Here is a 26,468-nt window from a genome sequence, read left to right as displayed (position 1 = left end):
GACAGCGCCAGCGGCACAATCTGCCACCCGCATCACAGAAAAAGGACAAGCGCCATGACGGAGACAAGCAAGGTCAAGGGACCGGCCTCGTATTTCCCTTCCATCGAGAAGACCTACGGCCAGCCGATTGCGCACTGGATGGACCTGCTGCAACAGCAGGACACCCGCAAGCACATGGAACTGGTGGGCTGGCTCAAGGCCCAGCACCAGATGGGGCACGGCCATGCGAATGCGCTGGTGGCCGTGTTCCTGGCGCAGGCCTGACCTGACCTGCACCCCGCAACCCTCAGCCGATGGCCGTGCCGAAAGCCTGGCGCACGGCGACACCCGCTTCGTCAAACAGGCGGCGTGATGCCGGCGCCAGCCCCAGCATGTGCATGCAGGCGTGCACCATGCCGGGCAGGCGCACGGCCTGCACCGCCACACCGGCCTGCGCCAGCCGCTGCGCATAGGCTTCGGCCTCGTCGCGCAGCGGGTCGTATTCGCAGCTGATCACCGTGGCAGGCGGCAGGCCTGCCACGTGGTCCGCGCGCAGCGGAGAGACAAGTTCGTGCCGCCCCGATGCCGCATCGCCCAGGTACGCGCCATAGCAGTACTCCATGGCCGCACGCGTGAGGTAGTGGCCCTCTCCAAACTGGAGGAACGACGGCGAGTCCATGGCCGCGTCCAGTGCCGGGTACAGCAGCAGCTGGTGGGCGATGGCCGGTGCGCCCGCCTCTCCCCAGCCTTCTTGCTGCCGCGCCAGCAGGCAGGCTGCGGCCGCGAGGTTGCCGCCCGCGCTGTCTCCGGCCACGCCGATGCGCCTGCGATCCAGGCCCAGCGCATCGGCCTGCCCAAAGGTCCAGGCAATGGCATCGCAGAAGTCATGCAGCGGCCCGGGAAAGCGGTGCTCGGGCGCCAGCCGGTAGTCCACCGAGACCACGACGGCGCCCGTTGCCATGGCCAGTGCGCGGCAGGGGTTGTCGTAGACCTCCAGCGAACCCAGGCACCAGCCGCCGCCGTGGGCGAAGACCAGGGCGGGCTGGGGCGTGGGTGTGTCCGAGGCCAGCGGCCGGTAGATGCGCACGCGCAGCGGCGCACCGTCGCGCGCGGGCAGCGTGAAGTCTTCGGTGCGGGCCACGGCCTCGGCCGGGCCATGCAGGGCGCGCAGCCCGGCGTCGGTGGCCTCGCGCAGCGCCGCCAGCGTGGGCTGCGTGGGCGGGGCCACGGCCTGGGTTGCCTGCGCCAGCTCGGCGAGATAGCGCGCAATGTCAGCGTCCAGGCCCATGGTCACAGCGTCCTTTGCAGGAAGGGCAGCAGCTCGGCGATGAAGGGCTCGGCGGCTTCCTCCATGATGAAGTGGCCGCAGCCCGGCACGATCACGCCCGACAGGTCATCGGCATGGCCGCGCAGCGTGGCCAGCGGCGCATCGGCCGTGGCGTGCTCGGCGCCAATGGCCAGCACGGGCATGGCCAGCGGGCGCAGCGCACGCTCGCGGTTCTGGCGGATGGTTTCGGGAATGGCGCGGTAGTAGGCAAAGCCGCCGCGCAGGCCACCGGGCGCCGCATAGGCATCGACATAGACGTCCACGGCCACGCGGTCGCGCCGCAGCGACCAGCGGTTGAACATGAATTCCAGGTAGGCACGCTCGCGCCCCGCGATCAGGGTCTCGGGCAGGTCGGCCAGCTGGTTGAACATGAAGTGCCACAGGAAGATGTTCTGCTCGGGCGGCGCAAAGATGCTGGGCTCGGGCGCCAGGCCAGGGATCACGGCCTCGGTCAGCGCCAGGGACTGCACGGCCTGCGGCTGGTCGCTGGCCAGCGCATAGGCCACCCACATGCCCACGTCGTGGCCGGCGACCTGGTAACGCTCATGGCCCAGCGCCAGCATGGTGCGGTGCAGGGTCAGCGCAATGGAGCCCGTGTCGTAGCCGGTGTCGGGCCGGTCGGAAAAGCCCGTGCCCGGCGGATCGACGGCAATGGCCTGGAAGCCCTGCGCCGCCAGCGCCTGCATGACATGGCGCCAGGCATACCAGGTCTGGGGCCAGCCCGGGATCAGCAGCACGGGCGCGCCCTGCCCGGCCGTGATGCAGTGGATGCGGCGGCCGTCGATGCGCACGTAGTCGTGCGAGAACCCGCAGGCCTGGTCTTCCTGCTTGCGCAGGGCGTTCGATGTGAAAGCGTTCATTGTTGGATTCTTTTTGAGGTTCTTTGGCTGCGGGCGTGCTCAGGCGATGCCGAGCATGGCGTTGATCTGGCGCTTGTCCACGGGGGCGCCGGCGAAGTCGTCAAAGATCTTGTCGGTCACGCGGATGATGTGGCGGTTGATGAAGTCCACGCCCTCGCGCGCACCGTCTTCCTGGTCCTTGAGGCAGCACTCCCATTCCAGCGAGGCCCAGCCCTGGTAGTCGTACTGGGCGAACTTGGAGAAGATGGCCTTGAAGTCCACCTGCCCGTCACCCAGCGAACGGAAGCGCCCTGCCCGCTCCAGCCACGAGGAATAGCCGCCGTAGATGCCCTGGCGCCCGCTGGGCAGGAACTCCGCATCCTTCACATGGAACATGCGGATGTGCTCGCGGTAGATGTCGATGTAGTCGAGGTAGTTGAGCTGCTGCAGCACGAAGTGGCTGGGATCGAACAGGATCTTGCAGCGCGCGTGCTGGCCCACCAGCTCATGGAAGCGCTCGAAGCTGGTGCCGTCGTGCAGGTCTTCGCTGGGGTGGATTTCGTAGCACAGGTTCACGCCCTGCTCGTCGCAGGCGTCGAGGATGGGGCGCCAGCGGCGCGCCAGCTCCTCGAAGGCGGTTTCGATCAGGCCGGCCGGGCGCTGCGGGAACGGGAACAGATAGGGCCAGGCGAACGAGCCCGAGAACGTGCCCATGTCGCTCAGCCCCATGCGGCGCGATGCACGGGCCGACAGCTTGAGCTGCTCCAGCGCCCAGGCCGTGCGTGCGGCCGGATTGCCGCGCAGCGCCTCGGGCGCAAAGCTGTCGCACATGGCGTCGTAGGCCGGGTGCACGGCCACGAGCTGGCCAAAGATGTGTGTGGTCAGCTCGCTGGCCACCAGGCCGTGCGAGGCCAGCATGCCGTTGACATCGTCGCAATAGGTCTGGCTGCTGGCGGCCGTGGCCACGTCGAACAGGCGCTGGTCCCAGGCGGGAATCTGCAGGCCCTTGAAGCCCACGCCGGCTGCCCAGCGTGCGATGTCTTCCAGGGAATTGAACGGTGCCTTGTTGTCGGCGAATTGCGCCAGATGAAGGCTGGGGCCCTTGATGGTCTGCATGTGATTTCCTTGCGTTGAGCTATTGTTTGTTGATCGACAAAGAATAGTATCACGCCAACGCGGCTGCTTTTGCGAAGCCGATGCAAGACAGCATCAAGGCGCCGCTAAGATGCCGCCCTGACTGTTGACAAGGATGAGGAAGATGGCCGGAAGACCCAGGGAATTTGACCGAGACCAGGCGCTGGAGCGCGCCATGCTGGCGTTCTGGCGGCGCGGCTACGAGGGCACGTCCATGGCCGACCTGGTGCAGGCGCTGGGCATTGCGTCAGCGCGCATCTATGCGGCCTTCGGCAGCAAGCAGGACCTGTTCCGCGAGGCCGTGCAGCACTACGAGGCCGGTGATGGCGGCTTTGCCGACCGCGCCATGGCCCAGGAGCCGCACGTGCGCGACGCCCTGGCCCGCGTGCTGCGCGATGCCGTGGCCACCTACACGGACGATGCCCATCCGCTGGGCTGCATGGTGGTCACCGCCGCCACCAATTGCGCCGAGGAAAACGAGGCAGTCGCCGCCTGGCTGGCCGAACACCGCCGCCTGCGCACGCAGTCCCTGATCGACCGCCTTCAGCGCGCGCTGGATGAGGGCGAGTTGCGCGCCGGCACCGATGTGCAGGCGCTGGGGGATTTCTATGCCACGCAACTGCACGGCATCTCCGTGCAAGCCCGCGATGGCGTGCCGCGCCAGCGGCTGCTGGCTGCAGTGCAAACCGCCTTGCTGCTGCTGGACACGGCGCTGGAGCCGGCGCTGCAGCCCGCAGCCAAGGCGGGCTGAGCCGTCAGGCGCCGAGCTTTTGCAGTTTTTGCAGCTCGGCGCGCAACTGGATCACGCTGGGCGTGACGATGGGGATGAAGGCCGATTCACGCCAGCGGCGGGCAAAGCCATCGTCCGCATCCAGGCTGTAGGCACGGCCACCGGCCGTCTGCAGCTCCAGCTGCATGGCCTGCTGCACGCAGTCGTGCAGGGCCAGGCGCAGCGCGAAAAGCCGCTCGGGCGCCTCCACGAAATCGCCGGCCTCGACACCGGCCTTGAGTGCCGCCACCGCCTGCTCCAGATGGCTGCGGGTATCGTCCAGCGGCTGCTGCAGCACATGCCCGCCCTGCCCCATGCGCGAGGCGGCCTGCGCACAGGCCGCGCGCGCCAGGCCGATGGACAGGCCGCATTGCATGCCCAGGAAGGCCGGCCGCACACGCGGCAGGAATCCGCCGGCGCGCTCGGCCAGCAAATCGTCTTCGGTGATGGCCACGTCCTTGAGTTGCAAGGCGGCGGTGTTGGTGCCGCGCAGGGCGATCAACTCCAGATCCGGCGAGCGCTCCAGGCCCGGCCGGTCGGACGGCAGGGCCACGATCATGGGCGGCGCGCCGTCGTCACGCGCCACGGCAATGGCGGCCAGAAAGCGCGGCCCGCGCAGGTTGGTGCACCAGGGCACGCTGCCGTTGAGCAGCCAGCCGCCCCCTTCCCGGGCCGTGGCGCGGATATTGAGTGCCTCCAGCCCGCTGAGGAATTTCATGATGTTGGACAGCCCCGAGGCACCGGCCGCCTCGCCCGCCAGCAGCGCGGGCAGCCAGCGCTCGCGCAGGGCCGCATTGCCGGTGTTCGCCAGCATCTCGATCAGCACGCGCTGGCCCCAGAAGGCAAAGGCGGCGGACATGGAGTGCGTGGCCACCTGGGCAATCGCCTCGATGGCATCGCCGGCGCTGCCGCCCTGCCCGCCCAAGGCATCAGCCAAGCCGTGGCCCAGCAATCCGGCTTCGGCCAGATAGGGCACGACGGCGGCCGTGGCCTCGCCGTTGCCGGCATCCAGCGCCTGGGCTCGTGCATCAAGCCATTGGCGGTTGGTGTCGGTCAGCAGGGGGAAATTGGGCATGGGCTCAGGCATGGGGTCGGGCATGGGGCTTGTCATCTTGCGGGTCACCATAAAAAAAGGGACCGCTGTGGGAACAGCGGTCCCTTGCCATCCTAGCGCAGCACACAGGCTGCGCAGATGACGCAGCGCAGGCTCAGTGCGCCGCCACCTTGCCGGGGCGTGTTTCCTCGCGCAGGGCCTTGACCTTGTCGCTCAGGCCGGGCCATGGCTGCAGGCCGTACTGGCTGCGCATGGTGTTGAGCAGCGTGGCGATCTGATCGTCGCTGAGGTTGTGGCGGAAGGCGGGCATGGTGCCCAGCTGCGGGCGCGCCGGTTGCGTGATGCCGTTGAGCACCACATGGATGGCGTTGGTCGGCGAGTCGCTGTACAGGTTGGTGTTCAGCGACAGCTGGGGACGCACCCCGAAGCTGCTGCCGGCCAGCACGCCGCTGGGATCGGCACGGTGGCAGGCCATGCAGGCGCCCTGGTACAGGCGATAGCCCTGGGCGTCGACCGGCAGCTTGGCAACCTCGGTCTTTTCCTTCACCAGCGCCTCGGCGTCACCCGTGCCAGCGGCATCGGCCACAGGCTTGCGGTACGACATCAGGTAGGTGGCCATGGCGTTGATGTCCTCGGCCGTCTGGTGGGACAGGCCTTCGATCACGGGCGCCATGGGGCCGGCGGCCACGCCGTGGCGCTCCGAGAAACCGGTCTGCATGTAGCGGACCAGGTCCTCGCGCGTCCAGGGTAGCGGAGCCACGGCCTTGTCGTTGAGCGCGGGCGCATCCCAGCCGTCGATGAAGGCGCCAGCCAGGTGGTCGGCACCCTTTTTCTCGGCGCCGAACTGGTTGCGCGGCGAGTGGCAGGCGGCGCAGTGGCCCAGGCCTTCGACCAGGTAGGCGCCGCGAATCCACTCGCCCGACTGGTTGGCCGGCGCGGGCTGCTCGCCCGGCTCCAGGTACAGCGCATTCCACAGGGCCAGGCCACGGCGCACGTTGAACGGGAAGTTCAGCGCGGTCTTGGGTGCCTGGTTGGAGACAGCCGGCTCGGTCATCAGGAAGGCATACAGCGCCTTCATGTCCTCATCGGTCACGCGGGTGAATGCCGTGTACGGGAAGGCGGGGTACAGGTAGTTGCCCTCGCGGTCCACACCATGGCGCATGGCGCGCTCGAAGGCCTCGTACGACCAGCGGCCGATGCCGGTTTCGGCATCGGGCGTGATGTTGGTCGAGTAGATGGTGCCGAAGGGGCTGGGCATGGCCAGGCCGCCTGCGTTGCGCTGGCCGCCCGGTGCCGTGTGGCAGACCGCGCAGTCGCCCATGTGCGCCAGGCGGCGCCCCTGGTCGATCTGCTGCTGGCTGAATTCCTGCACCGGGATCTGCTGCAGGGGCGCGATCTCGCTGCGGCCCGTGGCCAGCCAGAAGGCGGCGCCGGCCACGGCGGCCAGGCCGACCACGCCGAGGGTGATTTTCTTGAGTGTGTGCATGTTCCGGTCCTCCGCTCTCAGTTCTGTGCCTTGTCGGCCGGGGCTGCATCGGCAGCCTTTGCCTTGAGTGCGGCCAGCACGCGTGCCGGGGTGAACGGCACTTCGCGCAGGCGCACGCCGGTGGCGTCGAACACGGCGTTGGAGACAGCGGCGGCGCTGGGCACGGAGGCCGATTCGCCCGCGCCCATGGGGTCTTCGCCGGGGCGCTCGACCAGTTGCACGTCGATCTCGGGCAGCTCGTCAAAGCGCAGGATGGGGTAGCCGCCCCAGTCCAGCGAGGTCACGCCCTTGCTGTCGAAGGTCACGTACTCCTTGAGCACGCGGCTGGTGGACTGGATGATGTTGCCGTGCACCTGGTGGCGCACGCCGGCCGGGTTGACCATCTCGCCGCAGTCATGGGCCACGAAGACCTTGTCCACCTTGATCACGCCGGTCTCGCGGTCCACGGTCACGTCGCAGATCCAGGTGGCCCAGGCCGCGCCGTAGCCGGGGAACTTGCTGTGGTAGTAGCGGGCGTAGGCAAAGCCGCGGCCCTTGACCAGGCGCTGGTCGGCCGGCGCGGGGTTGCGGTGGGCCGGGCCGTCCTGCCAGCCGGCCTGCTTGCGGGCGGCGTGCGTCAGCGCCACGGCGCGCGGGTCCTTCAGGTAGCGCAGGCGGTAGGCCAGCGGGTCTTCGCCGGCCAGGTAGGCGCATTCGTCGATCCAGCATTCATGGGCAAAGACGTTGGGCAGGGCCGAGACGCCGCGCATCCACGAAGCGCGCACGATGGGCGCCGCATCCTGCGAGACCACGCGCATCTTGGGGTACTCGTACTGCGGGATGGCCGTACGGTCGCCCATCTGCAGCACCTTGGGCTTGTTGGGCACCTTGCCCGTCAGGATCAGGGCCAGGGCCGCCGCGTCGTTGGACGGGTAGCAGGTCTTGAGCTCATAGCCCAGCACGGCATGGTTCTCGTCCAGGCCGCCGCGCACGCGGATCAATTGGCCCGTGCCCTTGGGCTCCCAGGCGGCTTCCTGCTCGCGCATCAGCTGCACGCGCACCGGGCGGCCCACGGCCTGCGACAGCAGCACGGCGTCGGATGCCACGTCGTCCGCGCAATTGCGGCCATAGCAGCCCGAGGCTTCCAGGCGCGTCACATTGATCTGGTCGGCCGCCATGCCGGTCAGCGTGGCGATGTCCTTGCGCACGTCGTGCGGGTTCTGCGATCCGGTCCAGACCTGGATCTGGCTGGCGGACACCTCGGCCACGGCGCAGGACGGGCCGATGGAGGCATGCAGGTGGTAGGGCCAGACGTAGTCGGCCTCGATCACCTTCTTGGCGTCCGAGAAGGCCTCGTCAATGCCCGCGTCCTCGCGCAGCATGCGGTCGGTCTTCTCGTGCTTGACCAGGGTGTCGTGCATGGCGTTCAGCGACAGGTCGGGCACGCCGGCCCAGTCCTTCCACTTCACCTCCAGCTGGCGCATGGCGGCAATGGCCTGCTCTTCGCGCTCGGCCACGATGCCCACGAAATCGCCCTGCACCACTACCTTGACGATGCCCGGCAGATGCGCCACGGACTGTTCGTTCACCGAGATCAGGCTGCTGCCCAGCGGCGCCGACGCATCGGCACCGCCATAGGGCGGGCGCACCACGCGGCCGTGCAGCATGCCCGGCACGCGCACATCGTGCACATAGGCCAGCGCGCCCAGCACCTTGGCCGGAATGTCCACGCGCTGCACGGACTTGCCGATGTAGTTGAAACCGCCGGTGCGCAGCGGCACTTCCTTGTCCAGCGCAATGTTCAGGTCCTGGCCCTGGGCCAGTTCGCCGTAGCCGATGCGTCGCCCGCCCTTGGCCACCACCGCGCCCTTGGACGTGGTCAGTGCGGACACGGGCTGCTGCAGCTTCTCGGCAGCCAGGCCCAGCAGCAGCTGGCGCACCTGCGCGGCGGCCTTGCGCATGGGGATGGCATCCACCTGGATGGTGTTGCTGGCAATGGTCGGGCCCTGGTTGGGCGTGCGGCCCGTGTGGCCCAGAACCATGGTGATGCGTTCGAACTCCACATCGAGCTCATCGGCCACCAGCTGCGCCAGCGAGGTGCGGATGCCCGTGCCCAGGTCCACGTGGCCGTGGTAGGCCGTGACGCTGCCGTCCGCGCCAATGGCGATGAAGCTGCTCACCCGGTCAATGGGGGGAATGGGGAAGGCGCCGGCCACGGCGGGCGCCGTACCCGTGCTTTCAGCCACCAGGCCAGCGGCCGCCACCGAGCTGACCATGACCATGCCGCCCAGCTTGAGCAGGTTGCGGCGCGTCAGTTGAAGGGGGTTGGATGCACTCATGCTGCACCTCCCTGGGCGATCAGCACGCGGGCGCGAGCAGCCGCACGCATGATTTCCACATGCGTGCCGCAGCGGCACAGGTGGCCGGACAGGGCCTGGGTGACTTCCTCGTCGGTGGCCGTGGGCTTGTGGTCGAACAAGGCCACCAGGGCCATGACCATGCCGTTGGTGCAGTAGCCGCACTGGGCGGCCTGCTCGTCAATGAAAGCCTGCTGCACGGGGTGCAGTCGGTAGACGGCCTTGCCCTGTGCATCGGCTGCGGGCTTGCCGGCAGGCATCCCCGGCACGGCGGCCGGATGGGCGGCTTCCCAGTCACGCGCCACGCGGGCGTGCTCGGCCTGGGTCGCATCCTGGGACAGGCCTTCCAGCGTCGTGACCTTCATGCCCTGGACCACGCTCACGGGAACGGAGCAGGAGCGGGCCACCTTGCCGTCGATCAGCACGGCGCATGCGCCGCATTCGCCCAGGCCGCAGCCGAACTTGGGACCGTTGAGCTGCATGTCGTTGCGCAGCACATAAAGCAGCGGCGTCTCAGGGCTCACGCCCTGGATCTCGACCTCTTGTTGGTTGAGAGTGAATTTCATCGTATGCAAACCTTGTGGTTGACAACAGGTGCAAACCATAGGTGCGCACTGAAAAATCAGGCGTCAGGCACGCCGCAGCAGGGCCCGAAAAAGAAAGCCCACCGCCGGCGGGGTGGGCTATTTCACGTGGTTTTTAGAGGCAAGTCGGATGGCTGGCTGCCTGTTGTATGCAAACGATTCTATGCCTCGCACTTGCTCGCCGCTGCCAGCGTGCTGCCATCCCGGCACCCGCACAGACTGCGGATTTCCGTGGCTTTTTATGCACAAGACCAAACTCATCCATCGGAAATATCCACGAAAGCACAGCGCAGCAGGCTGATCAGTGAGCCTGCACCAAGAGCGAAAAGGAGTGCACCACCGCAGTGCACAGGAGGGCAGGACACGCTGCAGCAATTTCCGTCCGGATCTTTCAGCCATGCACGGCCGGGCATAGAGATCGCAGCCCGTCCAGGCGTTCAACGCGTCGGCTCGAAAATCACACCAACCCAGCAAAACACTCGGCTTTTACCTGCATCAAATTCCAGTGAGAACGCTTGAAATTCACGAATGCATCATGCGCAGCGCCTGCAAAACACCTGCTCGTCTGCAGGATCGGCACCACGCAAGGCTGCTGGCTGCCACCCCAAGCATCAGCGGGTGCCCGGTGTGATCTGGATCGTGCCAAGGCCCGAATCCATGGCCACACGCCGCCGGGGAGTCAGCCAATGCACCCACAGCCCCCAAAGCCACCCCAGCGCAAACACGCAGGCCAAGGCCAACATGCCCCAGCGCCCGGCAGACAGCGCGCTGTAAATCCAATACGGCATGCCCCCCAGGCCGAAGAGGCAGGCCCATCGCCGAAGCGCGGCGGAACGGGATTGGGACAGCCAGACGGCAAGGGCTGCGGGGAGTGCGAAGGCGATCTGATCGATGCTCATGACTGCATCATACTGTACAAATAAACAGCATTGCACAGAAAAATCCAGACGCTTGCACAAGGCACGTCGACGGGACGGCCACACCCTCTGATTTGTTCGCATCTCATCTGGCAAGCAGCGTACAGACTGGACTTGAAGGATTCCGAATCCGCACCGGAGTTTGGGTAAAGCGCGGCCCTTGCATCGCTCAATACCAGCACCGCCGGCCAAGAACCCGGAGTCACGGCTTATCCAGTTCCGCCCAGCCCGAAAGCGAGGGTGCACAGGATTTTGAAAACCCGCAGAACATACAGCGCCATACTGCGCAACGGCTCTTTAACCAAGGTTTACCTGGCAGTTTGAACGCATTCGGGACGGGCAATGGTGGTCATAGGGGGAAATAATCGAAAGCATGCAAACCGGTTCTTAAAAAACAGTTAATATTCGCGCTTCAATCCATGAAAGGCAAACTACCGTGAGCAACACATACAAAGAACTTCTGGCGCAGCGCGAAGCACTTGAGGCCCAGATCCAGACAGCACGCAAGCAAGAAGTCAGTGATGTGATCGCCAAGATTCGCGGTCTGGTTCAGGATTACGGCCTGACAGCCGACGACATTTTCACGGCACGCCGCGCCTCCTCCACCGTGGCCCCCAAGTTCCGCAATCCAGAGACAGGTGACACCTGGACCGGACGCGGCAAGCCGCCCGCCTGGATCAAGGACAAGGATCGCGCCCAGTTCGCCATCTGAAGCCCTGGATAAACGCCTCCATGAAAACAGCCTGCAGTCACTTGCAGGCTTTTTTCATTCTGGCCCCACCTGGAACGTGCACCTGAATTGGCGTGCCTGCACTTCTGCAGGGCGGCATTGCCCAGGCCTGGCCCCGTGCAATCGCGGCAAGCACGCGCACATGCCCTTAGACATGCACTGTGGATGGATGCCGTGGTTCAATCAGTCGGCCTGATCTGCATCTTGAAATTTCTCGCTGTAGAGACCGGCCCCCGACGTTCGGCCTTCCATGACAAAACAGATCTCCGCCCCGGACAGTGCCCCCACCGCACGCCGTCCTGACAAGCTACCGACCGCCTTTGGAACGACACCTGTCGCAGATGCACTCTTGCGGCCCCATCTGCCATTTTCAGGACAGCAGATTCTGTTCATCTCGTCATGCGACGATCAGCACACCCATCTGCTCCCTTTGCTCAAGGAGTGGGGTTTGGTGACCACGGCATGCCGCCATCCCACCGCGATTCGCCAGGATCGGCTACAGAAGTTCCACGTTGTCGTGCTGTGCGGGCCGAAGACTTCATGGAATGCCAAGGACGAAAACCGCCTGGTGGCAGGAGCGGCACGCATCATCGAATGTGAAGCCAGCCATCCCATGCAGCCCAGAGTGATCAATGCCCGCATCATCGCGGTATCCTGGCATTCACCGCAGGGGATTTTTGATGCGCTGACGATGGCGATCCATTCAACGCATCCCAACCCCGACAGCCTCCTGCCGACTGACGAAGTCGTCCATTTCGAGAAAATTGCGCCACCCATCAGAAATGCCTTCCTGGAATCTGCGCGCTCTTCTCTGGCAACCATCAAATCCAGCCCAAACTGCAAAGATGTGCAAAGAGAGCTTCACAACCTGTCTGGCTCACTGAGATTCTTTGATCTGGTCGAGTTGTCAATACGGTGCGCCGACCTGGAAAGCCGCATGGGCCATGATGGGCTGGCATATCACAGACATTCGCTCTCGCTGCTGGAGCTCCAGCTTGAAGCAGTCATCCAGGACATACAGGCACTGAAGGCGGAATGAACATGCATCATTGAGATCTCGATGATGTCACCCACCCACATTCCAAGGCATATTTCATAAGGTCTATGTCTCGCTCTATGCCGAGCTTTTGCATGGCCTTGACTTTTTGCGTGCTGATGGTCTTCTTGCTCCTGTTGAGCTTGGCTGCAATTTCATCAATGCGCAGGCCAGCAGCGTACAACCGCACTACCTCGGACTCCTTGGGGCTCAGCTCGGCAGGCACTCTTCTCTCCCCCTGCACTCCACCCAGCCCGCCCGCACCACCTCTTTCCAGCCGCTCGGCGATGGCTGGCGAAAAATAAACTCCGCCAGTGAATGCCGCGTGGATTGCGGGAACAAGATGCAGCACCGGATCGGCCTTGCTGACAATACTGATGTTCGAGACACGACCCAGAGCCTGGAGTATTGCCGAGTTATCCAGCATGGTCAGGACCACCAGACCCAATTTTGGGAATCTTCTCGATATATAACCGAATAGATGCAGTCCATCTCCATATTGCCCGGTCGGCATGGAGTAATCGGATACAAGCACATCAAAACCTCCCTCTTCCAGCTTTTGAATCAGATCGGTTGAATTTGAAACACTCCCATTCAATGCAATTTCTGACTCACCAGACAATTCATGCCTGACACCTGATATTATCCCAGGATGATCGTCCGCCAACAATACGGATATTTTCAGGTATTTTTTATAGTCCATGGTGCGTAAATATGAATAACCTGACACCAGCCGGCTTTCAACCTTTCTCACAAATCTTTCAGAACGTCCATGAAATTCACGAGCTCCACATCGACCGCTCGAAAATCTCGCGCATTGACAAGAGAAGAAATCCTATCAAGCGCCTGGACTATGTCATTGAACCCTGCCACTGCAAATGCCCCCTTCATGGCATGAATTTCCCTATGCACAGCCACGAGATCTCTTTTTTCCAAGGATTTCTTCAAGGAGATCAAGGATGCTTGTGTTGTTGAGACAAGAATGTCACGGTAGCCAGAAATCTTGCCTGTTCTTGCCGGCAATGCATCCACTTGGCAAACCCCGGACTTGCCGATATTTCTATCAATGAATTCCTTGATGCTTTTCAGGGAGGCTGGTTTGACGATGATGTCAGATATGCCGAATTTGGCACATTTATCCCTTTCATGCTTGCCTGCGTTTGCCGTTATTGCCCCCACTCTAATCCCGGGGTAATCCTTACGGATGTGCTGTGCAAGCACATAACCGTTCATGCCGGGCATCTGCAGGTCGGTTAGAACCAGGTCATAGGCCAGCTGTGCCAGCATGCTCAAGGCAGATTCCCCTCCTTCTGCAGAATCGGCCTCATACCCAATGATCCTCAGCTGATCCAGCAACAGCATTCTGTTAACAGGGTGGTCATCCACCACCAGAATCCTTGCCGAGAAATCCTCTCGCTCGTCCTCCGAAAGCAGGACATCGCCATCCTCCCAAGCGACAGCGGATGATGCGGGCTGCGCATGGTATGCGGGCAGCACCAGCTCGAAAATGCTGCCTTTTCCAAGGACACTTGAAAACCGGATCTCCCCTCCCATGAGGTGGGCCATCCGCTGGCACAGCGTCAGCCCAAGTCCGGTTCCTCCAAACTTCGTGGCGATTTCCGAGCCGGCCTGCTTGAACGCATCGAAGATGAACGCATGCTGCGAATGATGAATACCTATTCCAGTATCGGATACCTTGATGTTCAGCTCGCCGGATCTGTCGGATGCATATACCTCTATTTTTCCACTCTTGGTGAACTTCAAGGCATTGCTGAGAAGATTGTTGAGTATTTGCTTGATGCGCTCAGCATCGCCAAGATATCCAGACTTCAGCGAATCATCGATGGTCAGGGAAAATTCAATTTTTGCCTCTGTCACCAAGGGTTTATAGATGGATGCCACCTGCCTGATCACAGACTTGAGATCGAATCCGGCCATCTCGACACTCATCTGACCAGACTCGACCTTCGAGAAATCGAGGACATCATTCAACAGAGACAAAAGAGAATGTGAGGAATTCGAAATGATGTCCAGCCGTGTTTTCTGCTCCATGGACAGAATGCTTCTTCCCAGTATTTCCAGATTCCCCAGTATCGCATTGAGTGGAGTGCGTATCTCGTGGCTCATTACGGCGAGAAAAGATGATTTTTCATGGTTTGCCTCTTCCGCAGCCTTCTTTGCATCCTCCAGGCTTCTTTGGACCTGCTTGTGAGCCGTGATATCGGCAAACCCGCACAACAGCACGTTCCGACCTTGGTATTTTGCCTTCACCATGATCATGGAGAGCTCTGCAATGGTTCCATCGTTGGAAATCACCACCTCGCTGGACACGGGCACATAGTCACTTTTCCCGCCACCAAGATATTTCTCCACATAAACTCTGTGGAAATAGCCGATCAATAGCTCGCCAGGGACCGGGCCACGCAGTACTGCACTCTCCTTGTATTTGAACATCATGCTGTTTTCCAACAGCATTTTTTTCTCCTTGAAATCAAGAAGACCAAGTCCGTAAGGAGCCATGGCAATAATGGTTCGACTCAGCTGCTCGGTATCGAAAACATTCTTTGCCTTTTCATAGATTGGAATAAATACCTTTTCGTAGAAATATATCAAAAAACACCAGAACAAGACAATGAATATCAACGAAAGAATCAAATATACGAACGATTTTCCCTTTAGAAAAACCGCATCCTTCCACGAAAACACGTGGAGCAGAATCATGTTTGTATTCGATATCCTCGAGTAGTAATGAAAAAAACCATCCTTGTATACAGCACCATACTTGAACAGAAGATAGCGACTCACCAGGTTGCCTTGGAATTTCGATGATTCAATATCAAAGAAATCCGCTTTGCTGTAGCCCTCGGGTTCAACACCCAGGGCAACGCTTCCCTGGGAGTCCATGATCAGAAAGGAACTTCTATCCTCACCTTGCTGCATCAGATTCTCAATATGCTGGGTAGGCATGTCACTCACCACGGTGAGAAATGGCTTACCCCTATGGAATGCAGAAACAACAACCTGGAACGACATTTCACCCGTCAGAATACTTTTGGTCGGGGGAAGCCAAATGGGGTGGCGCACTTGTCCGGAATGAAGTGGAACGCCTTTGTCTTTCGGCAGCCCGGCAATCTGTTGCTGAAGCTCCAAGAGCATCCGTTCCCGCTCAGGCTCATCTGGAATCTGAGGCAGGAGAGCACCGATGAACCCGCCATCCGGACTGAAGGCATATACAGATATGGCTCTTCCATCCTGAAGAAAACTCGAGTTTGCCAGGTATGCAAGCTCCTCCAGCATATCCCTGTATCGCCTGCATGCAGGCTTGTCGCCCTTATCCTCGAGCAAAACCACCGGACTCACACCCGTGATCATAGCGCCCGGCCTGCCAACTCCCGCCGGTTGCGATATATGCGCTTGCCCCCAAAGCAATTCTGATGCGATTATTCCACGCATCATGATGACCTGCTTTGTTTCTATCTCCACCAGAATTCTAGTTCTCTTGTTCTGAAAAATTGACCTTCTTTCCTCCATGAAATCATTGAACTCGAACGATGCCGCAAATAACGCGACAATGATCACAAGGAAAGAAAAGATCAGCCCCCCACCAAAAAGCAGTCTCTTGTTATATCTGGCCAGAAGCAGAAGATCTTCCTTTTCTGCAATTTCTTTTTTATGGATTTCCATCTGGACATCGATATACAGCCATTGCTCAGGCCAATGATCGCCTCATGTAGTCGATAAAATCTTTGCAGGAAAGTGCTCTGGAATACAAGAATCCCTGGGCGACATCGGCATCCATCCTCCTGATCATTCCCAGATCATCAACGTCCTCCACTCCCTCAACAACCACCTGTGCCCGAACATCTTTCGCAAGCGACACCGCTTTGCTCAGCACTCTCTTTGCATGGGCCTGGTTTCTTGCAGCATGCAGCAAAGCCTTGTCAATCTTGATCTGGTTGAAAGGAACGCTAAGCAGGCGCCCTAGGGTCGAGCCGCCCACGCCAAAGTCATCCATTGCGCACTGAAAGCCACTCATTCGTAAATTCGCAATGACACCGCCCAGGGACTTGTCGAGATCATCCGCCCCATCTTCCGTCACCTCAAAACCGATATTTTCAGGGGAGACACCTGCATCCCTGATCACGCGCAATGCCGAATCCATCCACTCCCAGGATGCCGCCAGGGAGGCGGATACATTGATGCTGCAGATGAACTGCCCTGAAGGTGCTGCCGATTTGATGAAAGAGATGGACTGCAGGAGCATTTGGAGAGTGAGTTCATGCATCAATCCATGGTCTCCGATGGCCTTCATGAACGCAGCAGGTGGCAACAGTTCCGTGGCCGAAATAGGCCACCGGGCCAAGGCTTCCGCCCCGATGATTCTGCCCGAGCCTGCATGATGCAAGGGTTGAAAATGGGCAACGATTTCGCCGCTGTGCAAAGCGTTCGTCAACCTTGCTCTCGGGATCGGCAAGATCGTCCTGGGCTGACCCTCCGTCTTGGTCCGCCCCAGGATACGCAGCAGGAAATCCCCGTTGACCGGCACCTCTCTTGCCATTCTGGAGCGAGATATTGCACAGACGATGTTGAGTGCCAGGCTCCGGGCATAGTCAGCGACCGCATGGAATATTCTTGGTTCGCAGCTGCTGACAAGGATGATGGGAACATCCACTTCAGACAGTGCCAGATCATTGAGGAACCTCATCAGCTTTTCGCCGATGAAATCCATATCCACAAAGGCCGCATCCGCATTGAATTTCTTCAGTTCCGCCAGAAGCTCATCCGTATTGCTGATCCATTGAATGCCGTGAAAAATTCCTTGCTGTTTGCAACATTGCTGTATCCAATATGGGGCCATCGGATCGTTTGTGGCAACGATCATTCTTTTGCCATGATCGGGACTATTTTCTGGCATCAATCCATCCCATCTCTATTCCATAGCGAATGAGGTCAATGTCCTTGCGGATGCCCAGTTTATTCATGACCGCCACCTTGTGCGTACTGACCGTCTTGATGCTGCGATAGAGTTTTTTCGCTATTTCAGACACTGTCATTCCAGAAATGAAAAGGAGCAGAACTTCCTCTTCACGCTTTGACAGTTCTATCGATGTTCGTACCGCCCCGAGCCATTCGCCGCCAAGCAGTTTGCTTGCGCTCGGCGAAATGAATTGACCATCTGTGTATGCCGCATAGATCGCCGGCACCAGGCTCCCCAAAGAATCTGTTTTATGGACTATCCTGTAGATCCCCTGATTGGCAAGCGACTTGATGATCCCAATATTCTCAATCATGGTCAGCATCACGATCTTGACGCCGGGAAATCGTCGCCGGATGACATTCAGCATGACCAGGCCGTCACCATAGGTTCCGCCGGGCATTGAATAATCAGTCACCAGCACATCGCATTCGTTCTGCCTGAGAAAATTGATGATTTCCGTGGAGTTTTTCGCTCGACCCACAATCTCTATCTCATTTTTTTCCTCCAAAACACTTTCTATGCCTGCCAGAACTGCCGGATGGTCATCGGCAATCAGTATCCGCAAGACGAAATTTTTCATGACTCAAAAAAATAGCAAGAAGAACATTCCTATTCTAGGCAGTGGCGCACTAGGATTTAATTGGATTAATCTGATTTTTCCACTTCAAAATCTAAGATTTGTCTGATTTTTTGACCCAATTGCTGCGAATTCGGGCGTCAGTCCTAGGGAGCACTCCTAGAATTCAACAGATAGTTGAATCGGTGGTTGAATGCGTTGCAGGCCAAGCATCCGGACCAGACGGGAGTCTGTGGATGAGATGCACGCGCCCGGGCAGGAGCCCGCGACCGATGCCGGGGTGGGGCTGAAGCGACCTCACCCCATGGCCGAGCGCGTGAAGAGACCGCCAAATCCCGGCACAATCCGTGGATGCGAATCCTTCACACCATGCTGCGCGTTGGCAATTTCCAGCGTTCCATCGATTTCTACACACAGGTTCTTGGCATGCAGCTGCTGCGAACCTCAGAGAACCCCGAGTACAAGTACTCGCTGGCCTTCCTGGGCTTCGAGGGCGGCAACCCTGGCCAGGCCGAGATCGAGCTGACCTACAACTGGGGTACGGAGTCCTACGACATGGGCACGGCCTACGGCCATATCGCCATTGGCGTGCCTGATGCCTATGCCGCCTGCGAGAAGATCAAGGCGTCCGGCGGCAACGTGACGCGCGAGGCCGGCCCCGTCAAGGGCGGCACCACGGTGATTGCCTTTGTGACGGATCCGGACGGCTACAAGATAGAACTCATACAGGAGAACTCACGCGCCCATGCCGGCGTGCAGCCAGCTGGCGGCGAGAAGTTCGATCCCCTGCGCAATTCCTGATCCACGCAGCCCCAAAAACAAAGGCCCGGAGCGTTCATCGCTCCGGGCCTTTGTTTTTAGCTGCGGCTGCTGCCAGCCGCACTGCTGATTCGGTTCAATTCACCAGGATCACTTCCACCCGGCGGGCCTGGGCATTGCTGCCATCGGCCTGCAGTTGTTCGGGCTTCTTGAGTTCGACCTTTTCCTCGGCCACGCCCAGTGCCGACAGGGCAGCCTGGACTGCCAGGGCGCGCTTCTTGGCCAGTTCGGCGTTGAGTTCGGCGCTGCCGGTGGCGTCGTGGTATCCAGAGATCACGGCGCGCTTGCCGCCCTGCACACCAGCCACCACATCGGCCAGCGCTTCATTGGCGCCAGCCGCCAGCTCGGCCTTGGCCGATGCGAAGTAGAACTTGACCACGCCGTTTTCGACAACGACACGCGCCACGTCTTCCTCCAGGACCACAGGCGCCATCGCCGGCACAGGTGTGGCGCCGGTTGTCGTCTTTGCAGGACCATGCGCAATACCGCGCTGGTAGACCACGACACCCACGACCGTGGAGACGACGAGCGCAATCAGCGCAAACAAAAAGCCCAGGGCAAAACGTTGTTGGCTGTCGTCGTCGGATTGACTGAAGGACATGAAGCACTCTCCGTGAATGAACTGTTGAAGGAAACCAGAAAGACTGCGAAAAACCGGCCGATTGTAGAGGGCCGCCGCCAACGGCCCTGCGCACCGCCCAAGCCCCGTGATGCCACCCGGCACGAACTGTGGCGCCGCAGAGACAAAAGACCGGCCGTGCAAGGGCAACGCAGGCGCTTGTGCACCGTTTGGGCCGACAGGCGTTAAAACGTCATTGTTCCTTCACGCCACAGCGCCCATGTCCGCCCTGCCAGAATTCTCATTTGTCCGCCGAGAGTCCCAGCCCATGCTGGACGAGGCGCTGCACCGATGGGGCGGAAGCGATGACCTCTGGATCTTTGGCTACGGCTCGCTGATCTGGCGGCCGGATTTCGATTTCTGCGAACGCCGCACGGCCCGTGTCTTTGGCTGGCACCGGGCGCTGAAGATGTGGAGCACCATCAACCGCGGCACCCCCCAGAACCCTGGTCTGGTCTTTGGCATGCTGTCCGGCGGCAGCTGCCAGGGCATGGTGTTCCGCATTCCCCGGCACCACGGCCATGACGTCATGAGAAAGCTGTGGCAGCGCGAGATGGCCAATGCCGTCTATGACCCCCGCTGGCTGCCCTGCCGCACCGGCCAGGGCACGGTGCAGGCGCTGGCGTTCACGCTGTCCCGTCAAAGCCCCAATCACACGGGCGAGCTGGCGCCCGAAGACTATCGCCGCATCTTCAGCGAGGCCAAGGGCATCTATGGCAGCACGCATGACTATGCGCGCGCAACCTTCGATGAGCTCAAGCGCCTCGGCATCCGGGACCGTGCCTTGCAGCGCCTGCTCAGCTACGCGGGCCAGCCTGAAGCGGGTGCGCAAGCCGCGCGCTGACGCTTTGATGCGATTGATACGCTGATGCGCGCAGGCGCATAACGCTGCCCTCTCCGACATATCCACCGTATTGCACGCTGCAAGATGGCGGCTGCGCGCAATGCGCCTCACAACTTTTCCAGCACGGATATCAACCAGGAGATTGCCACCATGCGTTTGAACGCTTCCCCCTCCACCCCGTCCACCGCCGTGAAGCTGCTGATGGCAGCCGGCATGGTGCTGGCCCTTGGGGCCTGCGGCAGCCAGTCCAAGCCTCCTGCCGCAGCCGCGGCGTCCACCCCGGCAGCCGTCACCGCAGCCCCTGCCGCCCGCAACGTGGCCATGGCCCAGCTGCAGCCCACGCAAGGCAGCAAGGTCAGCGGCAGCCTGCAGTTCACTGCCCAGGCCGATGGCAGCGTGCGCGTTCAGGGCTCGGTTCAGGGGCTGGCGCCCAACAGCGAGCATGGCTTTCATGTCCATGAGAAAGGCGATTGCTCCAGCCCTGATGGCCTGAGCGCGGGCGGCCATTTCAACCCCACCGGCCACGCCCATGGCCGCTTCGATTCCGCTGTCCACCACGCAGGGGATCTGCCCAGCCTGCGGTCCGACGCGCAAGGCATGGCCAGCATAGATTTCGTTTCGCGCGGCCTGGCACTGGATCAGAGTCCCAACAGCGTGGTGGGCCGCGGCCTGATCGTGCACAAGGACCCTGACGACTACACCACGCAGCCCACCGGCAATTCCGGGGCGCGCCTGGCCTGTGCGGTGATCACGCGCGGATGATGTGCTCGGCCGGGTCTGCGTTCAGCGCAGGCAGTCGCGCAGCCACGCCGCGCACTGCTCGGCGCGCGCGCCCGGCCATTGGACGCTGACCGTGGTATCGCCACGGCGCAGCTCGACATGAATGGTGTCGGCAGCGCCCGCGCTGCCCTCACCGCTCAAGCTGCCGATTAGCCGCCCCCACCAGCCACGGCCCCGCAGGTCTTGGGCCGTGGAGGAGAGCTCCGAAGCTGGCGCTGGTGCTGGCGAATTCCGGGCTTGCACCACCGTTTCCCTGGCTGGCTCGGAGGCCGGCGCGGGCGCGACAGGTGCAGGCGCCTGCATGGTCGCCTTGCCCGCAGCGGGCTCCCCTCCCCCGCCTTCGAGCCGCGCGGCCAGATTGTTACCGAACTCCTCCCATATTCGGTCGGCCTTGGTCTTCATCACGCTCAGGCCGAAGGCGCCCAGACGGCCCAGCAGGTCCACGTCGATCTTGATGCGCAGTTCGGTGCCTCCATCCGGCGTGGCGCTCAGGAAGATTTCACTGCGCTGCTTGAGCGAGCTGGCCACCGAGGTGTCTTCTCCCGTTCCTTCCACGCGCAGATACTCGGGAGCGCGTTGCTCGACGATGCGTGTGCGCAGCTTGAATCTGGCGCTGATGAAGGAGATCTTCTGGTGCATCACCGCCACGTATTCGGTAGGGCTGACCACTTCGATGGACTGCATGCCCGGCACGGCACCTCCCATGACCTGGGGATCGAGCAACAAGGCCCATACCCGCTCTCGCGAGGCCGAAACAGTCAGGGTTTTCTCAATTTCCATGCATTTTCTCCGCGGCCACAAGGACCGATTCCACGATCTGGGTGTAGCCCGTGCAACGGCACAGGTTGCCGTTGAGGCCATGGCGAACTTCGTCCGCGCCGGGAAGGGGGTTGCGCCCCAGCAGATCGCAGGCGGCCATGATGAAGCCCGGTGTGCAGTAGCCGCACTGCAGGCCGCCGCATTGCATGAAGCTTTGCTGCAGCGGGTGCAGCCGTTGTGACGGGTCTGCGCCCGCACCCCCAGCAATACGGTCGGCCAGGCCTTCGATGGTGGTGAGCGCGCGGCCCTGGACCTGCACGGCCAGCAGCAGGCAGGACTTCACCACTTCGCCATCCAGCAGCACCGAGCAGGCGCCGCACACGCCCGTCTCGCAGCCGCGCTTGGTGCCCGTCAGGTGCAGGTCATCACGCAGAAAATCCGACAGCAGCCGGCGCGCAGGCACGTCCACGCTGCAGGGCTCGCCGTTGACGGTGCATTCGATGCGATGTCGGCTCATGCCAGCTCTCCTTGTTCCAGTGCCAGGTCCAGGCCAAACAGTTCGGCCACGGTGCGCCGCACGTTGACGCGCACCATTTCTCGGCGGAAATCCGCCGAGCCGCGCAGGTCCGAAACCGGTGTGATGTCGGCCGCGACGATGTCACCCGCCTCGGCCGCCAAGGCCCAGGTGAGGGCACGGCCTTCAAGAAAGCCCTCGGCGCGCCGCTGGCGCACGGGTATGGGCGTAGAGGCGCCCACGACGAGACGCGCGTCGCGGCAGATGCCCCCGGCGGTGTGCGCCACCAGGGCCACGCTGGCCAGCGGCCGGTGTTCGGCCGCTGTGCGCAGAAAGCGCGTGTACACACCGCTGCGCCGGTCGTCTCCTTGCCCCATGGGCGGCACGCGGATCTCGCTGACGATCTCGTCGCCTTCCAGCGCCGTGGCGTAGTAGTCGACCAGGAAGTCCTCGATGTCCAACAGGCGCTCGCCTCTTGCGCTGGCCAGCACGATCTGGGCGCCCAATGCCATCAGGCAGCCGGGCGGGTCGGTGGAGGGGTCGGCATAGCAGAGATTGCCGCCCACCGTGCCCTGATTGCGCACCTGCGGGTTGGCCATGCGCTGCGCCATGCCGGCCAGGACAGGATAGTGATGCGACACCAGCGGCGAGGCCGCCAGTTCGGCATGGCGCACCAGGGCGCCGATACGCAGGCCACGCACCGGGTCGAAGTCCAGGCCGCGCAACGCATCGATGCCAGCCAGCGAGACCAGGTGCGTGGGCGCGAGCATGCGCTGACGCATGCCCAGGATCAAGGCCGTGCCGCCGGCGATCACGCGGCAGTCCTCGCCCAGTTCGGCCAGCAACCGGCTGGCCTCCGCCACCGAGGTGGGCTCCAGGAAGTCGAAGTCATGCATGACGGCCCTCCTCGGCGCGTGCACGCAGCGCCGCCAGGATTTTTTCGGGCGTGATCGGCAGATCGCATATGCGCACGCCGATGGCGTCGTACACGGCGTTGGCGATGGCAGGCGCTCCCGGCAGGATGGCGGTTTCGCTGGCCCCTTTGGCGCCATAGGGGCCGTTGGGGTCGTTGGACTCGACAAAGCCGCCGCGCAGCAAGGGCACGGCGTCGGCCGTTGGCATGGTGTAGTCGGCGAAGTTGCCGTTGGCCAGGCGCCCGCCTTCCAGGTGCAGTTGCTCGTAAAGGGCCCAGCCCATGGCCTGGACGGTGGCCCCGTTGGTCTGCCCATGGATGGCGACGGGGTTCAGCGCCTTGCCGCAGTCGTCGGCCACATAGCTGTCAAGCACCAGGACCTGGCCGGTTTCCGTATCGACCTCGACCTCCACTGCCTGGGCCGCGAAGGAATAGGCCGGCGCGATGTTGCCGTGCAGCTGGGCGTCGTGCATCTGCGTCTGGGCATCCCAGGTGTGGCTGACCTGTATGCCCTCGCCGCCATGGCGCCAGATGTGCTGGCGTGCGAGCTCGGCCATGCCTGCCGCACGGTCGGTGCCGCGCACGCGCACCTGACCATCGGCCAGCTCCAGGTCGTCGACCTGCGCCTCCAGCACGACGGCGGCCAGGGCCAGCAGCTTGCTGCGGGCCGCCTGCGCGGCACCTATGGCGGCATTGCCTGCAGCCATGGTCACGCGCGAGGCCAGCGAGCCTATGGCGAAGGGCGTGCTGTCCGTGTCGGGTGCGGCCACGCGGACCTGCGACAACGGCAGCGTGAGTTCATGGGCGACGATCTGGCTGAGCATGGTGGCCGCGCCCTGGCCCATGTCGCACTCGCCACTGAGCACAAGCACCTGGCCATCCTCATGGATGCGCACCACCACGGTGGAGCCGTCCCAGTTGCCCATGGTGCGGTTGCCGCTGACATGCATGGCCGCGGCCATGCCCACGCCCCTGCGGCGGGCGCCAAGGGCCTGGCGAGGGCGGGCGCGCTTGCCGCGCCAGTCGATGGCATCGGTGGCCTGGTCTATGCACTCCTTGAGGCCGGCGCTGCCGATCTTCCAGCCATGCACTGTCACGTCGCCGGCTTGCACTGCATTGAGCTTGTGGACTTCGGCCGGATCCAGCCCCAGCTGCTCGGCCATGATGTGGATGTGGCTGTTGAGCGCGAACAGCATCTGCGTACCGCCAAAGCCGCGGAACGCGCCGTGCGGCGGGTTGTTGGTATAGACCAGGGTGGCGTGCGATCGGACGTTGCCCTGCCTGTGCATGTTGTCGCTGCGCATGGCACTGACGTGCATGACCTCGGCCGACAGACCCGCATAGGCACCGCACTCGGCAACGATGTGCACCTGCTTGGCGAGGATGCGGCCATCACGCGCCATGCCCAGCTTGAGCGTGATGCGCTCGGGGACGCTGGAGCAGCAGGCCAGGAAGTCCTCCAGCCGGTTGTTGACCAGGCGCACGGGCCGCCCGGTGCGCAGGGCCAGCAGGCCCGCCACAAGCTGGTTGTCGTCCTCGACGATCTTGCCGCCAAAGCCGCCGCCCGTGGTGGCCTGCACCACGCGGATGGCGGACACCGGCAGCTCCAGCGCCGCCGCCAGCCGGGCACGCGCCAGGAAAACCGACTGCGTGGAGGTCTGTACCAACAGGCGGCCATCGGCGTCGATGGAGGCCAGGGTTGCCATGGGTTCCAGGTAGCCCGGGTACTGCGCATGCGTGGTGTACGTGGCTTCGTGAACCAGATCAGCTGCGGCGAATCCGGCATCGGCATCGCCGCGCTCGAAGCGGATCTCGTGGGCGATGTTGCCCCGGCCCGGATGAACGCCGGGCGCTTCTTCATCCAGGGCTTCCTCGGGCGTCAGGATGGCGGGCAGTTCTTCGTACTCGACCTCGATCAGGTCCAGCGCATCGCGGGCGATCTCTTCTGTGGCGGCAGCCACGGCTGCCACCTCTTCCCCCGCAAAGCGCACCAGGCCGTCGGCCAGGATGCGCCGCTCCTTGTGGCTCACGCCCCAGGGCGTGCGCGGTGCATCTGCCCCGGTCAGCACGGCTTTCACACCGGGCAGCGCACGCGCTGCAGCAATGTCGATGCGCACGATGCGCGCATGCGGATAGGGGCTGCGCAACAGCTTGGCATGCAGCATGCCCGGCAGCTTGAGGTCGCCCGCGTACTGGGCACGACCTAGTACCTTGGACAGCGCCGTGACCTGGGCCGTCTCGCGGCCCAGCGTGGAATTCGAGGTATTCATGTCATTCAGCGGTGATGCCGAGTTCGCGGATCACCTTGCCCAGGCGCTCGTAGTCGGCAGCGTTGACATCGGCCAGCACCTGCGGCGACCCGCCCACGGGCACGGCACCGAAGGTGGCCATCTTTGCCGCCACCTCCGGCATCCTGAGGATCTCGTTGAGATGGGTGTTCAAGGTCTGCACCACGGCGGCCGGCGTGCCCTTGGGCGCGAAGAAGCCATTCCAGGCACCCGCGGCGATGTCCCTGTAGCCCAGTTCCGCCAGCGAAGGCACATCGGGCAGCAGGGGCGAACGCTTCGGGTCGGTCACGGCCAGCGCGCGCAGCTTGCCCGCCTGGATGTACTGGGCCACCGGCCCCAGCGTGACGTAGGCCAGTCCTACATGGCCCGCTGCCACATCGTTGACGGCCGGTGCCACGCCGCGATAGGGCACATGCTGAATGCTCACTCCGGCAGCGCGGTTCAGCCACTCGGCACCTATGTGCATGGGCGAGCCTGCGCCGGGACTGGCGTAGCTGAGCGTCTTGCCGGCCTTGGCCGCAGCCACCATGTCGGCCACGCTTTTGAATCCCGTGGAGGGATGGGCCACGAGCAGCACGGCCTGGCTGGCGGTCTGCACCACGGGGGTGAAACCTCTCAAGGGGTCATAGGTCGCGGCAGTAGGGAGCCTCATCACCATGGGGGCGATGGTGAAGGGGTTGGGCGTGAACAGCAGCGTGTAGCCATCGGGCACGGCCCGCGCAACCAGGTTGTTGCCCACGGTGCCGCCCGCCCCGGGCCGGTTGTCCACCACCACGGGCTGGCGCAGACGCACCGTGAGCTTTTCGGCGAACAGGCGCGCCATGGCGTCCGTGTCACCACCTGCGGGATAGGCGACCACCACGGTGATCGGCCTGGCGGGGTAGTCCTGTGCAAATGCCGGACCACAGACAGCGGTGGCAAAAGCCAATGCTGCAATGGTCAGGCCTTGCCGACGATGGGGGGTCATCACTGGCTCCTTTGAAAGCGCGGACATGCATCGGTCAGATACGGGCATGGCAGCTGGGGCTGGCTATGGGATGAATTCATACGATTCATCCATGAAACATTGATCCTCAAAAGAATCAATGACGATTTTCTCCGGCAAGTTGATGAATCAACTTACTGAAAACACCGATTGACCTCTATTGATTTCTCCAAAGAAATTCCACAAGACAAACGTCAGGCA

The 26,468-nt window shown here is 62.4% G+C and carries 25 protein-coding genes; 7 read left to right on the top strand and 18 right to left on the bottom strand.

Annotated elements, in window-relative coordinates; translation table 11 throughout:
* Positions 1-54 precede the first annotated feature (54 nt).
* Entirely contained in the window at positions 55-264 is a 210-nt protein-coding gene (locus tag ACRSCF_RS13925; RefSeq protein ID WP_013802290.1) for a DUF4287 domain-containing protein, read from the top strand.
* Between the two features lie 22 nt (positions 265-286).
* On the opposite strand, the gene ACRSCF_RS13920 is transcribed toward ACRSCF_RS13925, so the two are convergent.
* Genes ACRSCF_RS13920 through ACRSCF_RS13910 form a run of 3 tightly spaced genes read right to left on the bottom strand, consistent with a single transcriptional unit; the run spans position 287 to position 3,261 of the window.
* Positions 287-1,267 carry an alpha/beta hydrolase gene (locus ACRSCF_RS13920; protein ID WP_034368779.1) on the bottom strand — a complete coding sequence of 327 codons (981 nt, stop codon included), beginning with the start codon at positions 1,265-1,267 and terminating at the stop codon, positions 287-289.
* A 2-nt stretch (positions 1,268-1,269) separates the two neighbouring features.
* The gene (locus tag ACRSCF_RS13915; protein WP_016447052.1) at positions 1,270-2,166 is read right to left on the bottom strand and encodes an alpha/beta fold hydrolase; all 897 of its coding nucleotides are present in this window, start codon (positions 2,164-2,166) and stop codon (positions 1,270-1,272) included.
* A 39-nt stretch (positions 2,167-2,205) separates the two neighbouring features.
* Complete coding sequence (locus ACRSCF_RS13910) at positions 2,206-3,261, bottom strand: sugar phosphate isomerase/epimerase family protein (RefSeq protein WP_034368777.1); 1,056 nt, start codon at positions 3,259-3,261, stop codon at positions 2,206-2,208.
* Between the two features lie 142 nt (positions 3,262-3,403).
* Between ACRSCF_RS13910 and ACRSCF_RS13905 the strand changes: the two genes are divergently transcribed.
* The gene (locus ACRSCF_RS13905) at positions 3,404-4,030 is read left to right on the top strand and encodes a TetR/AcrR family transcriptional regulator (RefSeq protein WP_034368775.1); all 627 of its coding nucleotides are present in this window, start codon (positions 3,404-3,406) and stop codon (positions 4,028-4,030) included.
* 4 nt (positions 4,031-4,034) lie between these two features.
* On the opposite strand, the gene ACRSCF_RS13900 is transcribed toward ACRSCF_RS13905, so the two are convergent.
* The 5 genes from ACRSCF_RS13900 to ACRSCF_RS13880 form a co-directional block, all read right to left on the bottom strand.
* On the bottom strand, positions 4,035-5,174 hold the full coding sequence (locus ACRSCF_RS13900) for an acyl-CoA dehydrogenase family protein (RefSeq protein WP_244388158.1): 1,140 nt from the start codon (positions 5,172-5,174) through the stop codon (positions 4,035-4,037).
* Between the two features lie 82 nt (positions 5,175-5,256).
* Entirely contained in the window at positions 5,257-6,588 is a 1,332-nt protein-coding gene (locus ACRSCF_RS13895) for a c-type cytochrome (RefSeq protein ID WP_244388152.1), read from the bottom strand.
* 17 nt (positions 6,589-6,605) lie between these two features.
* On the bottom strand, positions 6,606-8,906 hold the full coding sequence (locus ACRSCF_RS13890; RefSeq protein WP_432675970.1) for a molybdopterin cofactor-binding domain-containing protein: 2,301 nt from the start codon (positions 8,904-8,906) through the stop codon (positions 6,606-6,608).
* Entirely contained in the window at positions 8,903-9,490 is a 588-nt protein-coding gene (locus tag ACRSCF_RS13885; RefSeq protein WP_013802282.1) for a (2Fe-2S)-binding protein, read from the bottom strand. Before ACRSCF_RS13885 ends, ACRSCF_RS13890 begins: the two co-directional genes overlap by 4 nt.
* Positions 9,491-10,119: 629 nt before the next feature.
* Positions 10,120-10,407, bottom strand: a complete 288-nt coding sequence (locus ACRSCF_RS13880; RefSeq protein WP_016447059.1) for a hypothetical protein — start codon at positions 10,405-10,407, stop codon at positions 10,120-10,122.
* A 454-nt stretch (positions 10,408-10,861) separates the two neighbouring features.
* Between ACRSCF_RS13880 and ACRSCF_RS13875 the strand changes: the two genes are divergently transcribed.
* Together ACRSCF_RS13875 and ACRSCF_RS13870 are read left to right on the top strand one after the other, a co-directional pair.
* Positions 10,862-11,137 carry an H-NS family nucleoid-associated regulatory protein gene (locus ACRSCF_RS13875; protein WP_016447060.1) on the top strand — a complete coding sequence of 92 codons (276 nt, stop codon included), beginning with the start codon at positions 10,862-10,864 and terminating at the stop codon, positions 11,135-11,137.
* Positions 11,138-11,405: 268 nt separating this feature from the next.
* Positions 11,406-12,194 carry an Hpt domain-containing protein gene (locus ACRSCF_RS13870; RefSeq protein ID WP_244388150.1) on the top strand — a complete coding sequence of 263 codons (789 nt, stop codon included), beginning with the start codon at positions 11,406-11,408 and terminating at the stop codon, positions 12,192-12,194.
* A gap of 7 nt (positions 12,195-12,201) precedes the next feature.
* On the opposite strand, the gene ACRSCF_RS13865 is transcribed toward ACRSCF_RS13870, so the two are convergent.
* From ACRSCF_RS13865 to ACRSCF_RS13850, 4 genes are read right to left on the bottom strand one after another with little or no spacing between them, the layout of a single operon-like run.
* A complete protein-coding gene (locus ACRSCF_RS13865; RefSeq protein WP_016451730.1) occupies positions 12,202-12,894 on the bottom strand; it encodes a response regulator in 693 nt (230 codons plus the stop codon).
* A gap of 47 nt (positions 12,895-12,941) precedes the next feature.
* Positions 12,942-15,875 carry a hybrid sensor histidine kinase/response regulator gene (locus tag ACRSCF_RS13860; protein ID WP_244388148.1) on the bottom strand — a complete coding sequence of 978 codons (2,934 nt, stop codon included), beginning with the start codon at positions 15,873-15,875 and terminating at the stop codon, positions 12,942-12,944.
* Positions 15,876-15,900: 25 nt separating this feature from the next.
* Positions 15,901-17,073: an EAL domain-containing protein gene (locus tag ACRSCF_RS13855; protein WP_244388146.1), complete on the bottom strand. Its 1,173-nt coding sequence runs from the start codon at positions 17,071-17,073 to the stop codon at positions 15,901-15,903.
* A 19-nt stretch (positions 17,074-17,092) separates the two neighbouring features.
* Complete coding sequence (locus tag ACRSCF_RS13850; protein WP_016447065.1) at positions 17,093-17,749, bottom strand: response regulator transcription factor; 657 nt, start codon at positions 17,747-17,749, stop codon at positions 17,093-17,095.
* Positions 17,750-18,097: 348 nt separating this feature from the next.
* Here ACRSCF_RS13850 and gloA point away from each other — a divergent pair, with 348 nt between their 5' ends.
* A complete protein-coding gene (gloA, locus tag ACRSCF_RS13845; RefSeq protein WP_026062330.1) occupies positions 18,098-18,547 on the top strand; it encodes a lactoylglutathione lyase in 450 nt (149 codons plus the stop codon).
* 94 nt (positions 18,548-18,641) lie between these two features.
* On the opposite strand, the gene ACRSCF_RS13840 is transcribed toward gloA, so the two are convergent.
* The gene (locus tag ACRSCF_RS13840) at positions 18,642-19,166 is read right to left on the bottom strand and encodes an OmpA family protein (protein WP_034369134.1); all 525 of its coding nucleotides are present in this window, start codon (positions 19,164-19,166) and stop codon (positions 18,642-18,644) included.
* Positions 19,167-19,404: 238 nt separating this feature from the next.
* Between ACRSCF_RS13840 and ACRSCF_RS13835 the strand changes: the two genes are divergently transcribed.
* Together ACRSCF_RS13835 and ACRSCF_RS13830 are read left to right on the top strand one after the other, a co-directional pair.
* On the top strand, positions 19,405-20,028 hold the full coding sequence (locus ACRSCF_RS13835) for a gamma-glutamylcyclotransferase (protein WP_034369131.1): 624 nt from the start codon (positions 19,405-19,407) through the stop codon (positions 20,026-20,028).
* A 150-nt stretch (positions 20,029-20,178) separates the two neighbouring features.
* Positions 20,179-20,790: a superoxide dismutase family protein gene (locus ACRSCF_RS13830; protein ID WP_244388145.1), complete on the top strand. Its 612-nt coding sequence runs from the start codon at positions 20,179-20,181 to the stop codon at positions 20,788-20,790.
* A gap of 21 nt (positions 20,791-20,811) precedes the next feature.
* Here ACRSCF_RS13830 and ACRSCF_RS13825 read toward each other — a convergent pair whose 3' ends face one another.
* From ACRSCF_RS13825 to ACRSCF_RS13805, 5 genes are read right to left on the bottom strand one after another with little or no spacing between them, the layout of a single operon-like run.
* Complete coding sequence (locus ACRSCF_RS13825) at positions 20,812-21,588, bottom strand: CoxG family protein (RefSeq protein WP_026062333.1); 777 nt, start codon at positions 21,586-21,588, stop codon at positions 20,812-20,814.
* The gene (locus ACRSCF_RS13820; RefSeq protein WP_016447071.1) at positions 21,578-22,084 is read right to left on the bottom strand and encodes a (2Fe-2S)-binding protein; all 507 of its coding nucleotides are present in this window, start codon (positions 22,082-22,084) and stop codon (positions 21,578-21,580) included. The genes ACRSCF_RS13825 and ACRSCF_RS13820 overlap by 11 nt, the downstream gene beginning before the upstream one ends.
* Complete coding sequence (locus ACRSCF_RS13815) at positions 22,081-22,977, bottom strand: FAD binding domain-containing protein (RefSeq protein WP_244388143.1); 897 nt, start codon at positions 22,975-22,977, stop codon at positions 22,081-22,083. Before ACRSCF_RS13815 ends, ACRSCF_RS13820 begins: the two co-directional genes overlap by 4 nt.
* Positions 22,970-25,264, bottom strand: a complete 2,295-nt coding sequence (locus tag ACRSCF_RS13810; RefSeq protein ID WP_244388141.1) for a xanthine dehydrogenase family protein molybdopterin-binding subunit — start codon at positions 25,262-25,264, stop codon at positions 22,970-22,972. Before ACRSCF_RS13810 ends, ACRSCF_RS13815 begins: the two co-directional genes overlap by 8 nt.
* A 1-nt stretch (position 25,265) precedes the next feature.
* Positions 25,266-26,249, bottom strand: a complete 984-nt coding sequence (locus tag ACRSCF_RS13805; RefSeq protein ID WP_034369170.1) for a Bug family tripartite tricarboxylate transporter substrate binding protein — start codon at positions 26,247-26,249, stop codon at positions 25,266-25,268.
* Positions 26,250-26,468: the final 219 nt, after the last annotated feature.

This window comes from Delftia sp. 11MD (genome assembly GCF_050907895.1).
GTDB classification, from domain to species: domain Bacteria; phylum Pseudomonadota; class Gammaproteobacteria; order Burkholderiales; family Burkholderiaceae_C; genus Comamonas; species Comamonas tsuruhatensis.
The sequence above is the reverse complement of the archived record's forward strand: the minus strand, read 5'-3'. Positions and strand labels throughout refer to the sequence as shown.

Bases quoted from the DNA above. Each gene is read 5' to 3' on its own strand.
- ACRSCF_RS13925 (WP_013802290.1), top strand. From the start codon at position 55: ATGACGGAGACAAGCAAGGTCAAGGGACCGGCCTCGTATTTCCCTTCC.
- ACRSCF_RS13825 (WP_026062333.1), bottom strand. From the start codon at position 21,588: ATGGAAATTGAGAAAACCCTGACTGTTTCGGCCTCGCGAGAGCGGGTA.
- ACRSCF_RS13870 (WP_244388150.1), top strand. From the start codon at position 11,406: ATGACAAAACAGATCTCCGCCCCGGACAGTGCCCCCACCGCACGCCGT.
- ACRSCF_RS13865 (WP_016451730.1), bottom strand. From the start codon at position 12,894: ATGGACTATAAAAAATACCTGAAAATATCCGTATTGTTGGCGGACGAT.
- ACRSCF_RS13835 (WP_034369131.1), top strand. From the start codon at position 19,405: ATGTCCGCCCTGCCAGAATTCTCATTTGTCCGCCGAGAGTCCCAGCCC.
- ACRSCF_RS13830 (WP_244388145.1), top strand. From the start codon at position 20,179: ATGCGTTTGAACGCTTCCCCCTCCACCCCGTCCACCGCCGTGAAGCTG.
- ACRSCF_RS13815 (WP_244388143.1), bottom strand. From the start codon at position 22,977: ATGCATGACTTCGACTTCCTGGAGCCCACCTCGGTGGCGGAGGCCAGC.
- ACRSCF_RS13820 (WP_016447071.1), bottom strand. From the start codon at position 22,084: ATGAGCCGACATCGCATCGAATGCACCGTCAACGGCGAGCCCTGCAGC.
- gloA (WP_026062330.1), top strand. From the start codon at position 18,098: ATGCGAATCCTTCACACCATGCTGCGCGTTGGCAATTTCCAGCGTTCC.
- ACRSCF_RS13885 (WP_013802282.1), bottom strand. From the start codon at position 9,490: ATGAAATTCACTCTCAACCAACAAGAGGTCGAGATCCAGGGCGTGAGC.
- ACRSCF_RS13860 (WP_244388148.1), bottom strand. From the start codon at position 15,875: ATGGAAATCCATAAAAAAGAAATTGCAGAAAAGGAAGATCTTCTGCTT.
- ACRSCF_RS13915 (WP_016447052.1), bottom strand. From the start codon at position 2,166: ATGAACGCTTTCACATCGAACGCCCTGCGCAAGCAGGAAGACCAGGCC.
- ACRSCF_RS13805 (WP_034369170.1), bottom strand. From the start codon at position 26,249: ATGACCCCCCATCGTCGGCAAGGCCTGACCATTGCAGCATTGGCTTTT.
- ACRSCF_RS13840 (WP_034369134.1), bottom strand. From the start codon at position 19,166: ATGTCCTTCAGTCAATCCGACGACGACAGCCAACAACGTTTTGCCCTG.
- ACRSCF_RS13895 (WP_244388152.1), bottom strand. From the start codon at position 6,588: ATGCACACACTCAAGAAAATCACCCTCGGCGTGGTCGGCCTGGCCGCC.
- ACRSCF_RS13900 (WP_244388158.1), bottom strand. From the start codon at position 5,174: ATGGTGACCCGCAAGATGACAAGCCCCATGCCCGACCCCATGCCTGAG.
- ACRSCF_RS13880 (WP_016447059.1), bottom strand. From the start codon at position 10,407: ATGAGCATCGATCAGATCGCCTTCGCACTCCCCGCAGCCCTTGCCGTC.
- ACRSCF_RS13890 (WP_432675970.1), bottom strand. From the start codon at position 8,906: ATGAGTGCATCCAACCCCCTTCAACTGACGCGCCGCAACCTGCTCAAG.
- ACRSCF_RS13810 (WP_244388141.1), bottom strand. From the start codon at position 25,264: ATGAATACCTCGAATTCCACGCTGGGCCGCGAGACGGCCCAGGTCACG.
- ACRSCF_RS13855 (WP_244388146.1), bottom strand. From the start codon at position 17,073: ATGATCGTTGCCACAAACGATCCGATGGCCCCATATTGGATACAGCAA.
- ACRSCF_RS13905 (WP_034368775.1), top strand. From the start codon at position 3,404: ATGGCCGGAAGACCCAGGGAATTTGACCGAGACCAGGCGCTGGAGCGC.
- ACRSCF_RS13850 (WP_016447065.1), bottom strand. From the start codon at position 17,749: ATGAAAAATTTCGTCTTGCGGATACTGATTGCCGATGACCATCCGGCA.
- ACRSCF_RS13920 (WP_034368779.1), bottom strand. From the start codon at position 1,267: ATGGGCCTGGACGCTGACATTGCGCGCTATCTCGCCGAGCTGGCGCAG.
- ACRSCF_RS13910 (WP_034368777.1), bottom strand. From the start codon at position 3,261: ATGCAGACCATCAAGGGCCCCAGCCTTCATCTGGCGCAATTCGCCGAC.